The 14,784-nt window shown below is 57.6% G+C and carries 8 protein-coding genes; 2 read left to right on the top strand and 6 right to left on the bottom strand.

Features of this window, described 5'->3' with window-relative positions:
• Nucleotides 1-80 precede the first annotated feature (80 nt).
• Genes fusA through rpsL form a run of 3 tightly spaced genes read right to left on the bottom strand, consistent with a single transcriptional unit; the run spans nucleotide 81 to nucleotide 3,074 of the window.
• Nucleotides 81-2,198 carry an elongation factor G gene (gene fusA / locus RA27_RS13865; RefSeq protein ID WP_039539933.1) on the bottom strand — a complete coding sequence of 706 codons (2,118 nt, stop codon included), beginning with the start codon at nucleotides 2,196-2,198 and terminating at the stop codon, nucleotides 81-83.
• A gap of 18 nt (nucleotides 2,199-2,216) precedes the next feature.
• A complete protein-coding gene (rpsG, locus tag RA27_RS13860; protein WP_008756926.1) occupies nucleotides 2,217-2,687 on the bottom strand; it encodes a 30S ribosomal protein S7 in 471 nt (156 codons plus the stop codon).
• Between the two features lie 15 nt (nucleotides 2,688-2,702).
• Nucleotides 2,703-3,074 (bottom strand): 30S ribosomal protein S12, encoded by a 372-nt coding sequence (rpsL, locus tag RA27_RS13855; RefSeq protein WP_005621086.1) that lies wholly within the window; start codon nucleotides 3,072-3,074, stop codon nucleotides 2,703-2,705.
• 396 nt (nucleotides 3,075-3,470) lie between these two features.
• Between rpsL and RA27_RS13850 the strand changes: the two genes are divergently transcribed.
• Nucleotides 3,471-4,286, top strand: a complete 816-nt coding sequence (locus RA27_RS13850; protein ID WP_039540071.1) for a putative rhamnosyl transferase — start codon at nucleotides 3,471-3,473, stop codon at nucleotides 4,284-4,286.
• Here the strand turns inward: RA27_RS13850 and RA27_RS13845 are convergent.
• Nucleotides 4,271-5,140 (bottom strand): DMT family transporter, encoded by an 870-nt coding sequence (locus RA27_RS13845; protein WP_039539930.1) that lies wholly within the window; start codon nucleotides 5,138-5,140, stop codon nucleotides 4,271-4,273. The genes RA27_RS13850 and RA27_RS13845 overlap by 16 nt on opposite strands.
• Nucleotides 5,141-5,494: 354 nt before the next feature.
• On the opposite strand from RA27_RS13845, the gene RA27_RS13840 reads away from it, so the two are divergent.
• A complete protein-coding gene (locus RA27_RS13840; protein WP_193746516.1) occupies nucleotides 5,495-5,890 on the top strand; it encodes a GNAT family N-acetyltransferase in 396 nt (131 codons plus the stop codon).
• A 112-nt stretch (nucleotides 5,891-6,002) separates the two neighbouring features.
• On the opposite strand, the gene rpoC is transcribed toward RA27_RS13840, so the two are convergent.
• Entirely contained in the window at nucleotides 6,003-10,244 is a 4,242-nt protein-coding gene (rpoC, locus tag RA27_RS13835) for a DNA-directed RNA polymerase subunit beta' (protein WP_039539928.1), read from the bottom strand.
• A gap of 277 nt (nucleotides 10,245-10,521) precedes the next feature.
• Nucleotides 10,522-14,658, bottom strand: a complete 4,137-nt coding sequence (gene rpoB, locus RA27_RS13825; RefSeq protein ID WP_039539924.1) for a DNA-directed RNA polymerase subunit beta — start codon at nucleotides 14,656-14,658, stop codon at nucleotides 10,522-10,524.
• Nucleotides 14,659-14,784: the final 126 nt, after the last annotated feature.

Genomic DNA, 14,784 nt, shown 5'->3' with positions numbered 1-14,784 from the left:
TCAAACTTTTCCTTTGCCATGATGGCCTCCTTTTTCGGTAATGAAGGGAGCGCGTTAGGCGCGCTCCCTCAAATCTTCGCTTATGCGTATTTCGCCTGAATCTCGTCCGAGATGTTCTGCGGAACCGGATCGTAGTGGTCGAACTGCATGGTGAACTGGGCACGGCCCGACGACATCGAACGCAGGGTGTTGATATAGCCGAACATGTTCGCCAGCGGAACGAACGCATCGATCGCGATTGCGTTGCCGCGCGGTTCCTGACCAGACACCTGGCCACGACGCGAGGTCAGGTCGCCGATGATACCGCCGGTGTATTCTTCCGGGGTGATCACTTCGACCTTCATGATCGGTTCCAGCAGCTTCGCGCCAGCTTTGCGCATACCTTCACGCATACACATCCGCGATGCGATTTCGAACGCCAGAACGCTCGAGTCAACGTCGTGGAACTTACCGTCCAGCAGGGCAACCTTGAAGTCGATCACAGGGAAGCCAGCCAGCGGGCCGCTATCCATGACCGAGTTGATGCCTTTTTCAACACCGGGGATGTATTCCTTCGGAACAGCACCACCAACAATGCGGCTTTCGAACGAGTAGCCTTCGCCCGCTTCGGTCGGCTGGATCTCCAGCTTGACTTCCGCGAACTGACCCGAACCACCCGACTGTTTCTTGTGGGTGTAGGTGTGCTCGACTGGCATCGAGATGGTTTCGCGATAGGCCACCTGCGGTGCACCGATGTTCGCCTCGACCTTGAACTCACGCTTCAGACGATCAACCAGGATGTCCAGGTGAAGTTCGCCCATACCCTTCATGATGGTCTGACCCGATTCCAGGTCGGTTTCCACGCGGAAGGACGGGTCTTCGGCGGCCAGACGGGCCAGACCCTGGGACATCTTCTCTTGGTCGCCCTTGGTTTTGGGCTCAACCGCGATCTCGATCACCGGATCGGGGAAGGTCATGGTTTCCAGAACCACCGGCTCTTTCGCGTCACACAGGGTGTCACCGGTGGTGGTGTCTTTCAGACCCGCCAGCGCGATGATGTCGCCTGCAAACGCTTCTTCGATCTCTTCCCGGTTGTTCGAGTGCATCATCATCATACGACCGATGCGCTCTTTCTTACCTTTGGTCGAGTTCAGGATCGAGTCACCCTTGTTCATGGTGCCCGAGTAGATCCGGGTAAAGGTCAGCGAGCCAACGAAGGGGTCGTTCATGATTTTGAACGCCAGGCCCGAGAAAGCCATGTCGTCGTCTGCACGGCGGGCGATGTCACGAACTTCTTCCTCGTCGCCGGGTTTGAAGCCCATGTAATCAACAACGTCCAGCGGGCTGGGCAGATAGTCGATCACAGCGTTGAGCAGCGGCTGAACGCCTTTGTTCTTGAACGCCGAACCACCCAGAACCGGAACGAACGCGATTTCCAGCGTACCTTTGCGCAGCAGGGCGCGCAGGGTCGGAACGTCGGGCTCATTGCCTTCCAGGTATTCCATCATCGCGTCGTCGTCCATTTCGACGGCCGCTTCGATCATCTTGCCGCGCCATTCGTCAGCCATGTCTTTCAAGCTGTCGCGGATCGGAGCTTTGATCCAGCTTGCGCCCAGATCTTCGCCCTGCCACAGCCACTCTTCCATGGTGACCAGGTCGATCAGGCCTTCCAGCTCGGACTCGGCACCGATCGGAATACCAACCGGAACAGCGCGTGCGCCGGTGCGGTCTTCGATCATGTTGACGCAGTTGAAGAAATCAGCGCCGATCTTGTCCATCTTGTTGACGAAAACCATACGCGGAACCTTGTAGCGGTCAGCCTGACGCCACACGGTTTCGGTCTGGGGCTCAACACCGGCGTTTGCGTCCAGAACGCAGACGGCACCGTCGAGAACCGCCAGCGAACGCTCAACTTCAATGGTGAAGTCAACGTGGCCGGGGGTGTCGATGATGTTCAGGCGGTGCTTAGGAGTTTCTGCGGTCTGACCGTCCTCGGTGCGTTCCCAGAAAGTGGTGGTCGCAGCCGAAGTGATGGTGATGCCGCGTTCCTGCTCCTGCTCCATCCAGTCCATGGTGGCTGCACCATCGTGCACCTCACCGATGTTGTGGGATTTACCAGTGTAATACAGGATACGCTCCGAGCAGGTGGTCTTACCTGCGTCGATGTGCGCCATGATACCGAAGTTACGGTACAGTTCGAGCGGATATTCGCGTGCCATTGGTCTAAGCCTCTCGGATTACCAACGATAATGGCTGAAGGCTTTGTTCGCCTCGGCCATCTTGTGGGTGTCTTCGCGCTTTTTCACGGCAGTACCGCGGGACTGTACGGCGTCCAGCAGCTCGCCTGCAAGGCGCTCTTCCATGGTGTTTTCGTTACGGCCACGCGCAGCAGTGATCAGCCAGCGGATGGCCAGTGCTTCGCGGCGCTCAGGGCGCACTTCGACCGGAACCTGATAGGTTGCACCACCAACCCGGCGCGAGCGAACCTCGACCGACGGTTTGATGTTGTCGAGCGCTTCGTGGAACACTTCGACAGGTGCGCGCTTGATCTTGCCTTCAACGCGGTCAAAGGCGTTGTAGACGATGCGCTCTGCGACCGACTTCTTGCCGTCGATCATCAGGTTGTTCATGAATTTGGTCAGTACCTTGTCGCCAAATTTGGCGTCAGGCAGGACTTCGCGTTTTTCGGCGGCGTGACGACGTGACATATCAGCCTCTCCTTCTTACTTGGGACGCTTCGCGCCGTATTTCGAACGGCGTTGCTTACGATCTTTGACGCCCTGAGTATCCAGAACACCACGCAGGATGTGGTAGCGCACACCGGGAAGGTCTTTTACACGGCCGCCACGGATCAGAACAACTGAGTGTTCCTGCAGGTTGTGGCTTTCACCGGGGATGTACGAGATGACCTCGAACCCGTTGGTCAGGCGCACCTTGGCAACCTTACGCATAGCCGAGTTCGGCTTCTTCGGTGTGGTGGTGTACACGCGGGTGCAGACGCCGCGCTTCTGCGGGCACTGCTCCAGGTGCATGGACTTCGAGCGTTTTACTTTGGGCTGCCGCGGTTTGCGGATCAGCTGTTGAATAGTTGGCATTCCGGTTTCTTCCCCGTTTTGCAACACACATGACATGCACGCGGCTGCGTGCGGTTAAATTCGCTGCACTCATGCGTCCACAAGCGCAAAACCCGCGAGCGTTCCCATTCCGAGGTGAACGTCGCGGTTTGTTATCAGAGGGCGCGAACGATAAAAGTGTCCGGGCCTTGACCAGTTCATTACTGAAATCGGTTATGGGGCGGCCCCCGGTACCGAGATGTCGCGCGTATTAAGGGGAGTCGGGCCGAGTGTCAACAGCCGTCCATGAAAGGCGTGTTGCGCGGCGAGTTGCCAAGCCTCTATCAGGATCAGTTCGCAATTTCCACTCCGCCATACATTGCGACACGCATACACCCGGTGCATAGTGTCAATGTTCCGCCAATCAATGGAAGATTCATGCAAATCATTGGCCTGTGCCGATTTTCATTCCCTGCCCTGGGCGACTTCCAGATTGAACACAACACGGTCGAAGACCGACGTCGCCATTTATACAGCCCTGCCCGTTTGGAAGAACGATTTCGCCTCTTCGAGTCGATAACCCTACCCAGCTTTCGGGCACAGACAGATGGAGACTTTCAGCTCCTGATCGTTGCCGGGGAATGTCTGCCGAAGGCCGCATTTGACCGGCTCAAGGATCTGACGGCGGATATCAGGCAGGTGCGGATCATCCGGGAACCGGTCGATCCAGACCTGAAACATCGGCAGGCCATGAAGCGTGTTCTGCAGAAAGCGCGCTCACAACCGGATCGGCCCTGTCTTCAGTTTCGTCATGATGACGACGACTGTGTGTCGGTTGATTTCGTCGAAAGACTCCGGGCCGGCGCAGGGGACGCGACCAGCCTGATCGCTGGGAACCAGGCGATCGGTATCGATTTCAATAATGGATATCAGGCCAGTTTTGGTCCCGATGGCATTCAGACAGCGCAGGTTTACAAATCGCTCCTCGGGGTGGGTTTGGGAATGCTTATCTCTGGTGGCTGCGCCCATACAATCATTAGCTTCACCCACAACCGGATCGGACGCTTCATGCCCGTCATCAGCTATCCGGATAAGCCAATGTGGATCAGGTCACTGAACGGCTCCAATGACTCCCCGCGTGCCGGTAAGCAGAAGTCGCAGCTGAGACCAATAACACCCGATATCGAACGTGAGTTTGCCAAACGATTTGCGATTGATCCGAATGTCGTGCATCGGGTTCATTCGTCCGCGTGACCGGATCGCTCACGAAACAGAGTGAACATCCCTGCCCCCACAACCAACGCCGCGCCCAGCATGGTAATGCCATCAGGCCAATCGCCGAACACCGCCCATCCCAGCCCAAGCGCCCAGATCAGGCTGGAATACCGGAATGGCGCGATAAAGCCGACTTCTCCTACGCGCATGACCATAACACTGAAAAGATATCCCATCAGAACAAATACCGCAGCGCTGGCAACCATCACACCGGATGAGGTCGAAACCGGCGCCCATCCCTCGAACATGGACACGACCGTAGCGGCCAATGTAATGGAGAGTGACGTTGCCAAAGTCACAACCATCGAAGGAACCTCGGCTGACATGCGCCGCGTGATCAGATCGCGGGCCGTGACGGATGCAACCGCAATCAATGCGTAAATCGCGTAGATACTGAAGCCGTCGGGGCCAGGGCGAACGATCAATATCATACCGAAGAACCCCAACGCGATCGCTACGATCCGCCTCCATCCGATCACCTCGCCGAAGAACAGTGCCGCACCCAGGGTCACGGTCAGCGGAAGCGCTTGCAAGACCGCAGTCACGTTAGCAAGCGGCATATGCATCAAGGCCGTCAGAAAAAAGTATGTAGCCGCCAGCTCGGCCACGCAGCGAAAGGCAATCAACCATTTGTCGTGGCGCGAAAAGTTCATGTGGAGCGACCCAAGATGCCGCGCCAGCAAAAACACCAGTACCGTCGCCAGAGCCCCGCGCGTCGCAACCAGTTGAAACAGCGGCATGGTCTGCCCCACTGATTTCACCAGAGTGTCATTGACAGTAAAGGCAGCCATGCTGCCCATCATCAGCAATGCGCCTCTGACATTCGGGGTCATCTCAATTTGATCCAACTTATGACAATCGTTGCATTGGCTCCGCCCAAGGCGTGAATGTCAATTGGAAACAGTTTTGAGACGACTCGACGCGTCTGTTTTCATGTAGGATTGACCAAGCAGCGGTAGCATCGCATGTTTGGTCTATGTCGGATACGCTTACACAAACAATGAGCTATTATCTTCGTTCTTCATCAGAGCGGCCGATAAACTGAGAATGAATGATGCCGCCACAGCGCGGCATTTGTTTTTTGCTCCTGTGGCTGGAACAGGAGGAATATGATGCAAAGGGAAAGCTCGCTCCCTGCGATTGAAATACGGGATGCCGTTCGCGCAGATGCACCAATGATATTGTCAATGATCGAGGCGCTTGCGCGTCATCACGGCGACACGCCGACTGCCAGCATTCAGACAATCGAACGCGACATGTTCGGCGATGTACCTTGGGTCTACACCCTCGTCGCGAGCGTTGCAGGCAGCATCGTGGGCTATGCATCACTGTATCCGCTGGTCCAGCTTCAATTGGGAAGCCGTGGCATCGACATGCACCATCTTTTTGTAGAACCCCGTGTTCGGGGGGCCGGGATCGGGAAGCAACTGATAGCGGCATCAATTGACAAGGCTCGCGATCTGTCTTGCACTTACATGATGGTCGGAACGCATCCTGAAAACCTCAATGCGCAGGCCATCTACCTGGCTTGCGGGTTTGAGCGCAGGGACGGAACGCATCCACGTTTTCGCTATTTAATCTAAGAACTTATTGTGACTTTTCTGTCAGATCTACCGGTTTGATTGTCCTTAGATTTTGAGATCAAAAAAAGGCCCCGCAATTCTGCGAGGCCTGATTTAGATTATGAAAGATCGCTTACTCGCGGCTTTCCGGTGTTTCCACCAGAACGTCCAGCTCATCACCGACCATGTCGTCGTCGAATGTCGGAGCAGCCAAAGCTGCGGCGGCTTCGGCCTCTTCCCGACGGGCTTCGATGACCACGTTGTCACGCGACTGCGCGATGTGGCGGACAGCCTGAGTGGCCCCACCGGTACCGGCAGGGATCAGACGACCAACGATGACGTTCTCTTTCAGGCCAACCAGTTTGTCCTTCTTGCCCTGAACCGAGGCTTCGGTCAGCACGCGAGTGGTTTCCTGGAACGAGGCCGCAGAGATGAACGAACGCGTCTGCAGCGAGGCTTTGGTAATCCCCAGAAGGATCGGTTCGCCCTGAGCCGGACGGCCGCCGCGCGAGATGGTCTTCTCGTTGGCTGCGTCGAACTCCTGCTTGTCGACATGTTCGCCTTTCAGCAGGGTGGTGTCGCCTGAATCCAGGATCTCCCACTTCTGCAGCATCTGGCGCACGATGACTTCGATGTGCTTGTCGTTGATCTTCACGCCCTGCAGACGATAGACGTCCTGCACCTCGTCGATCATGTAATCCGCAAGCGCCTCGACACCCATGATGGACAGGATGTCATGCGGAGCCGGATTACCGTCCATCAGGTATTCACCCTTCTGGATGAAGTCCCCTTCGGCGACCGGGATGTGCTTGCCCTTGGGCACCATGTACTCGATGGTCTCCATGGACTCGTCCGCCGGTTCGATGCTGATGCGGCGCTTGTTCTTGTAGTCGCGGCCAAAGCGCACGTAACCATCGGCTTCTGCGATGATCGCGTGATCTTTCGGACGACGGGCTTCGAACAGTTCGGCCACACGCGGCAGACCACCGGTGATGTCCTTGGTCTTGGCGCCCTCACGCGGGATACGCGCAACAACGTCACCAGCTTCGATCTGCTGACCGTCTTCGACCGACAGGATCGCATCCACCGACATCGGATAGTGAACCGGGTTGCCCGCATCGTTGCGGACCGGCTCGCCATCTTCACCGACCAGAATGATCTCGGGCTTGAGGTCGCTGCCTTTGGGGGCCGCGCGCCAGTCGATCACGATCTTCTGGGTCATACCGGTTGCTTCGTCGGTCTCATCGCGGACAGCAAGGCCCGAAACCAGATCAACGTATTTCGCAGTACCGGCCTTCTCGGCGATGATCGGCAGAGTGTAGGGGTCCCATTCATACAGCTTGTCGCCACGGGCCACCGATGCGCCGTCCTTGACAAACAGTTTGGAGCCATAGCCCAGCTTGTGGCTGGCACGCTCTTCTCCATGCTCGTCCTTGATCACCAGCTTCATGTTCCGGCCCATGACCAGGCTTTCGCCAGCGGCATTGACCAGGATCTGCGGGTTCTCGAAGGAAACGACGCCTTCCTGGCTGGCTTCCTGGAACGACTGCTGACCACCTTGCGCAACGCCACCGATGTGGAATGTACGCATGGTCAGCTGTGTACCAGGTTCACCGATGGACTGAGCGGCGATGATACCGACAGCTTCACCCGTGTTCACCATGGTACCGCGTGCAAGGTCACGACCGTAGCAAGTTGCACAGACGCCTTCCTCAGACTCACAGGTCAGCGGCGAGCGGATACGCATCGAGGCAACACCAGCTTCATCGATGGTGTCCGCCATGCGTTCGTCAATCAGCTGGCCAGCGGCCACGATCACCTCATCGGTGCCCGGACGCAGAACATCGTCAGCAGAGACACGGCCCAGCACACGCTCGGCCAACGAGGCGACAACCTCACCGTCATTTACAGCAGCCTCGGCAGTGATCGCACGCTCGGTTCCACAGTCGATCTCACGAACGATGCAGTCCTGCGCCACGTCCACCAGACGACGGGTCAGGTAACCCGAGTTCGCCGTCTTCAGAGCGGTATCCGACAGACCCTTACGGGCACCGTGGGTCGAGTTGAAGTACTCGAGAACGGTCAGACCTTCTTTGAAGTTCGAGATGATCGGCGTCTCGATGATGTCACCGTTCGGCTTGGCCATCAGGCCGCGCATACCGCCCAGCTGTTTCATCTGAGTGACCGAGCCACGCGCGCCCGAGTGAGCCATCATGTAGACCGAGTTCGGTTCCTGCTCGGACCCGTCCTCTGCCCGATCCGACGACGAGATCGTCGACATCATGGCTTCGGTGACGCGATCGTTACACTTCGACCAGGCATCGACAACTTTGTTGTACTTTTCGCCCTGAGTGATCAGGCCGTCCATGTACTGCTGTTCAAAGTCCTTCACCTGACCGCGGGTATCATCAACGATGCCCCACTTGTCATCGGGGATGACCATGTCGTCCTTACCGAACGAGATGCCCGCCTTGAACGCTTCTTTGAAGCCCATCGACATGATCTGGTCACAGAAAATGACCGACTCTTTCTGACCGCAATACCGATAGACGGTGTCGATCACCTGCTGCACTTCTTTCTTCCGCAGCAGGCGGTTGACCAGCTCGAACGGCGCTTTGTTGTTCATCGGCAGCAACGCACCCAGACGCAGACGGCCCGGAGTGGTTTCGTAACGCTTCTGAACTTCGTTGCCTTCGTCGTCGATCTGCGTGATCCGCGCGGTGATTTTGGTGTGCAGATGCACCTCACCTGCGTCCAGCGCGTGCTGAACTTCTTCGATCGAACCGAAGACTTTGCCTTCACCGGGCATACCTTCGCGTTCCAGGGTCACATAGTACAGACCCAGGATCATATCCTGCGACGGAACGATGATCGGCGCGCCGTTTGCAGGCGACAGAACGTTGTTCGTCGACATCATCAGAACGCGGGCTTCCAGCTGGGCCTCAAGGCTCAAGGGCACGTGAACGGCCATCTGGTCCCCGTCGAAGTCGGCGTTAAAGGCCGAACAGACCAGCGGGTGCAGCTGGATGGCTTTACCTTCGATCAGAACCGGCTCAAACGCCTGAATGCCAAGACGGTGCAACGTGGGCGCACGGTTCAGCATGACAGGGTGTTCGCGGATCACCTCGTCAAGAATATCCCACACTTCGGGACGTTCTTTCTCGACCAGCTTCTTCGCCTGTTTCACGGTCGATGACAGACCCTTGGCTTCAAGGCGCGAGTAGATGAACGGCTTGAACAGCTCCAGCGCCATCTTCTTGGGCAGACCACACTGGTGCAACTTCAGCTCGGGACCGGTCACGATGACCGAACGGCCCGAGAAGTCGACGCGCTTACCCAGAAGGTTCTGGCGGAAGCGGCCCTGCTTGCCCTTCAGCATGTCCGACAGCGATTTCAGCGGGCGCTTGTTGGCGCCGGTGATCACGCGGCCACGACGGCCGTTGTCGAACAGAGCATCCACGGATTCCTGCAGCATCCGCTTTTCGTTGCGGACGATGATGTCAGGCGCGCGCAGCTCAATCAGACGCTTCAGACGGTTGTTCCGGTTGATGACGCGGCGATACAGATCGTTCAGATCCGAGGTCGCGAAACGGCCACCATCCAGCGGGACCAGCGGACGCAGTTCCGGCGGAATGACCGGGATTACGGTCATAACCATCCACTCAGGCCGGTTGCCCGACTCGAGGAAGGATTCAACAACCTTCAGACGCTTGATGATCTTCTTGGGCTTCAGCTCGCCGGTTGCTTCGGCCAGATCAGCGCGCAACTGCTCGGCTTCGGCTTCCAGATCGATCTGGGCCAGCATCTCGCGGATGGCTTCAGCACCGATATTCGCGGTGAACGCGTCCATGCCATAGGCATCCTGCGCGTCCATGTACTCTTCTTCAGTCAGCATCTGGCCGTAGGTCAGGTCAGTCAGACCGGGCTCGATGACGACATAGTTTTCAAAGTACAGAACGCGTTCCAGATCGCGCAGCGTCATGTCCAGCATCAGACCGATGCGGGACGGCAGCGATTTCAGGAACCAGATATGTGCGACGGGCGCGGCCAGTTCGATGTGACCCATACGCTCGCGGCGGACTTTTTGCAGGGTGACTTCCACACCGCATTTCTCGCAGACAACGCCGCGATACTTCATCCGCTTATATTTGCCGCACAGGCATTCGTAATCTTTGATCGGGCCAAAGATACGCGCACAGAACAGACCGTCACGCTCGGGCTTGAACGTCCGGTAGTTGATGGTTTCGGGTTTCTTGATCTCGCCATAGGACCAAGACAGGATCCGCTCTGGCGACGCCAGCGAGACCTTGATCTCGTCAAAGACCTTGGGGGGCGTCAGCGGGTTGAACGGGTTATTGGTCAGTTCCTGGTTCATGCGGAACCTCCTTAGCTAATCGTGCAGGCGCAGTTTTCGGAGACAACAATAATGTCTGAGAAGTCTGTCGCGTTGTTTGGGTGTGGGCGAAAGAGTTCAACCTTCCAATTGAACTCCATCATTACAGAATATTGTACCCAGTCTTGCTCAGAGAACGACGCCGGTACATCCTTGAGAACCTTCGAAGGAAGCTCGTGCCAAGGGATTTGATCCAATGGCACGCCCTTCGCAGGCCCAAAGGCTGCTTCATCCGGCGTTATCACCAAGACGCTTGGCACTATTCTTCAACCTCCGCATCCAGGAGTTCCATATTCAGGCCGAGGCCACGGACTTCTTTCACCAGAACGTTGAACGATTCCGGTACGCCCGCTTCAAAGTTATCCTCGCCCTTGACGATCGACTCATAGACCTTGGTCCGGCCAGCGACGTCATCCGATTTTACGGTCAACATCTCCTGCAGGGTGTAGGCGGCGCCGTAAGCTTCCAGAGCCCAAACCTCCATCTCACCAAAGCGCTGACCACCGAACTGCGCCTTACCACCCAGCGGCTGCTGAGTAACCAGGCTGTACGGCCCGGTCGAACGCGCGTGGATCTTGTCGTCCACAAGGTGGTGCAGCTTCAGAAGGTACTTGATGCCCACGGTCACCGGACGCGCGAATTGCTCACCGGTGCGACCGTCGAACAGAACCGACTGACCGCTTTCCGAGAAGCCCGCACGCACCAGCGCGTCGTTGACGTCAGCCTCTTTGGCACCATCAAAGACCGGAGTTGCGATCGGAACACCACGGGTCACGTTGCCCGCAGCCTCGATCAGGCCATCCTCGTCCAGACCGGTGATGCCTTCTTCGTAGACATTCTCACCATAGGCCAGCTTCATCGCTTCGCGCACCGGTGTTAGATCGCCAGAACGGCGATATTCACCCAGAGCCTCATCGATGTTCAGACCCAGACCGCGCGCGGCCCAACCCATGTGGGTTTCAAGGATCTGACCAACGTTCATACGCGAAGGCACACCCAGCGGGTTCAGACAGAAGTCAACCGGCGTACCATCGGCCAGGAACGGCATGTCTTCCATCGGAACAACCTTGGAAATCACACCTTTGTTCCCGTGACGACCGGCCATCTTGTCACCCGGCTGCAGCTTACGCTTCACGGCAATGAAGACTTTAACCATCTTCATCACACCCGGCGGCAGGTCGTCGCCGCGACGGACCTTCTCGACCTTGTCCTCGAAACGAGCGTCCAGAGCGCGCTTTTGCACTTCGTATTGCTCGTTCAGAGCCTCAACGATCTGTGCGTCCTGCTCACCTTCCAGTGCCAGCTGCCACCACTGACCACGGGTCAGGGTTTCCAGTAGCTCCTCGGTGATCGCCGACCCTGCCTTGACGCCTTTCGGGCCTTTGACAGCGGTTTTACCCAGGATCAGGCCCTGCAGACGCGCATAGATGTTGCGGTCAAGGATCGCCAGTTCGTCATCCCGGTCACGGGCCAGACGTTCGACTTCCTCACGCTCGATTTGCAGCGCACGCTCGTCTTTTTCTACGCCGTGACGGTTGAAGACGCGGACCTCAACGACCGTACCGTAATCGCCCGGCTTCACACGCAGCGAAGTGTCGCGCACGTCAGATGCTTTTTCACCAAAGATGGCGCGCAGCAGCTTTTCTTCCGGGGTCATCGGGCTTTCGCCCTTCGGAGTGATCTTGCCGACCAGAATATCGCCCGGCTCAACATCCGCACCGATGTAAACGATGCCCGCCTCGTCGAGGTTGCGCAGCGCTTCTTCACCGACGTTCGGGATGTCGCGGGTGATCTCTTCCGGGCCCAGCTTGGTGTCACGGGCCGCGACTTCGAATTCCTCGATGTGAACCGAAGTAAAGACGTCGTCACGCGCGATACGTTCCGAGATCAGGATCGAGTCTTCGTAGTTGTAACCGTTCCACGGCATGAACGCGACGACCACGTTCTTACCAAGCGCCAGTTCACCCATATCGGTCGACGGACCATCGGCAATGACCTCGCCCTTTTGGACGGTGTCACCCACCTTGATCAGCGGACGCTGGTTGATGCAGGTGTTCTGGTTCGAACGCTGGAACTTGCGCAGACGATAGATGTCAACGCCAGCGTCGCCCAGTTCCAGATCCTCGGTGGCGCGGATAACGATACGCTGGGCATCGACCTGATCGATGATACCGGCGCGTTTCGCCTGAATCGCAGCACCCGAGTCGATCGCAACCTTTTCCTCGATCCCGGTACCAACCAGCGGAGCCTCGGCCCGCAGCAGCGGAACCGCCTGACGTTGCATGTTCGAGCCCATCAGAGCGCGGTTGGCGTCGTCATTTTCAAGGAACGGGATCAGCGATGCAGCGACCGATACCAGCTGTTTCGGCGACACGTCGATCAGGTCAACATTCTCGCGCGGGGCGAGGGTGTAGTCGCCGTTCTGACGGGTCGACACCAGATCATTGATAAAGTTGCCGTCTGCGTCCAGCGTCGCGTTCGCCTGCGCCACAACATGGCGCATCTCTTCCGTCGCGGACATATAGTGGACTTCGTCGGTCACGTGCCCTTCACTTACAACGCGATAGGGAGTCTCGATAAAGCCGTACTTGTTCACACGCGCGAAGGTCGCCAGCGAGTTGATCAGACCGATGTTCGGGCCTTCCGGCGTTTCAATCGGGCACATCCGTCCATAATGCGTGGTGTGCACGTCGCGAACCTCAAAGCCCGCACGCTCGCGTGTCAGACCACCGGGCCCAAGCGCCGAGAGGCGGCGTTTGTGGGTAACCTCCGACAGCGGGTTGGTCTGGTCCATGAACTGCGACAGCTGCGACGAGCCGAAGAATTCACGGACAGCGGCGGCAGCTGGTTTCGCGTTGATCAGATCCTGAGGCATGACGGTGTCGATCTCGACCGACGACATACGCTCTTTGATCGCGCGCTCCATGCGCAGCAGGCCAACGCGGTACTGGTTCTCCATCAGTTCGCCCACTGAGCGCACACGACGGTTCCCGAGGTGGTCGATATCGTCCACGTCGCCCTTGCCGTCGCGTAGCTCGACCAGCGCCTTGATGCAGGCCACGATGTCTTCGCGGTCCAGCGTGCGCTGTGTGTCGGGCTTGTCCAGCGCCAGACGCATGTTCATCTTCACGCGGCCAACGGCGGACAGATCATAGCGCTCACTGTCGAAGAACAGCGTGTCGAACAAGGCCGACGCGGCTTCGACGGTGGGCGGCTCACCCGGACGCATGACGCGATAGATATCCATGAGCGCGCTTTCGCGGTTCATGTTCTTGTCCTGCGCCATGGTGTTGCGCATGTACGGACCGACATTGACGTTGTCGATGTCCAGAACCGGAATATCGGTGATGCCCGCGTCGATCAGCTCTTTCGCAGTACCGCCGATCAACTCGCCGTCCTTGTCGTATTCCAGCGTCAGCTCATCCCCGGCCTCGACATAGATCGCGCCGGTTTCTTCGTTGATGATGTCCTTGGCGACATATTTGCCAACGATGTGATCGAACGGAACCAGCAGGTCTGTGACTGCACCTTCGTCGATCAGCTTCTTGACCGCGCGCGGGGTGACTTTCTTGCCCGCTTCGGCAATCACTTCACCGGATTTCGCGTCAACCAGATCGTAAGTCGGGCGGGTGCCGCGCACGCGCTCGGGGAAGAACGGCGTGACCCAGCCCTTCTTCTTGTCCAGTTTGAAGGACACGGTGTTGTAATACGCGTCCATGATCGCTTCCTGATCCAGTCCCAGCGCATACAGCAGGGTGGTCACAGGCAACTTACGGCGACGGTCGATACGGGCGAATACGATGTCCTTGGCGTCGAACTCAAAGTCCAGCCAGCTGCCGCGATACGGGATGATGCGGCAGGCAAACAGCAGCTTGCCCGAGGAGTGGGTCTTGCCCTTGTCATGGTCGAAGAACACACCGGGCGAGCGGTGCATCTGGGACACGATCACACGCTCGGTGCCGTTCACGATGAACGTCCCGTTTGGTGTCATCAGGGGCATGTCGCCCATGAACACGTCCTGTTCCTTGATGTCCTTGACCGATTTCGCGCCGGTGTCCTCATCGACATCAAACACGATCAGACGCAGAGTGACCTTCAGCGGCGCGCTGTAGGTCATGTCGCGCTGCATACACTCTTCGACGTCGTATTTGGGTTTCTCCAGATCGTATTTCACGAACTCCAGAACGGAGGTTTCGTTGAAATCCTTGATCGGGAAAACCGACTGGAACACGCCTTTGATGCCTTCGCCGTCAGTGGGCTGCTCTGCATCGCCGGAGCGCAGGAATAGATCATAGGAAGATTTCTGGACCTCAATGAGGTTCGGCATCTCCAGCACTTCGCGGATTTTGCCGTAATATTTCCGAAGACGTTTCTGGCCAAGGAACGATTGAGCCATGTCAGATGTCACCTTTCGATGTTCTCAGCGGGCAAAGACACCGTCGGGCCCCGGCATCTTGCACATTCGAGACGACACGTCCGGATCAATTCGTGGCCACCGTCCCGAAGGTGGCCTCCCGATCCG

Source organism: Ruegeria sp. ANG-R, assembly GCF_000813985.1.
GTDB lineage: Bacteria > Pseudomonadota > Alphaproteobacteria > Rhodobacterales > Rhodobacteraceae > Ruegeria.
Note: the sequence above shows the minus strand (reverse complement) of the source record. Positions and strands in the feature narration are given on the sequence as shown.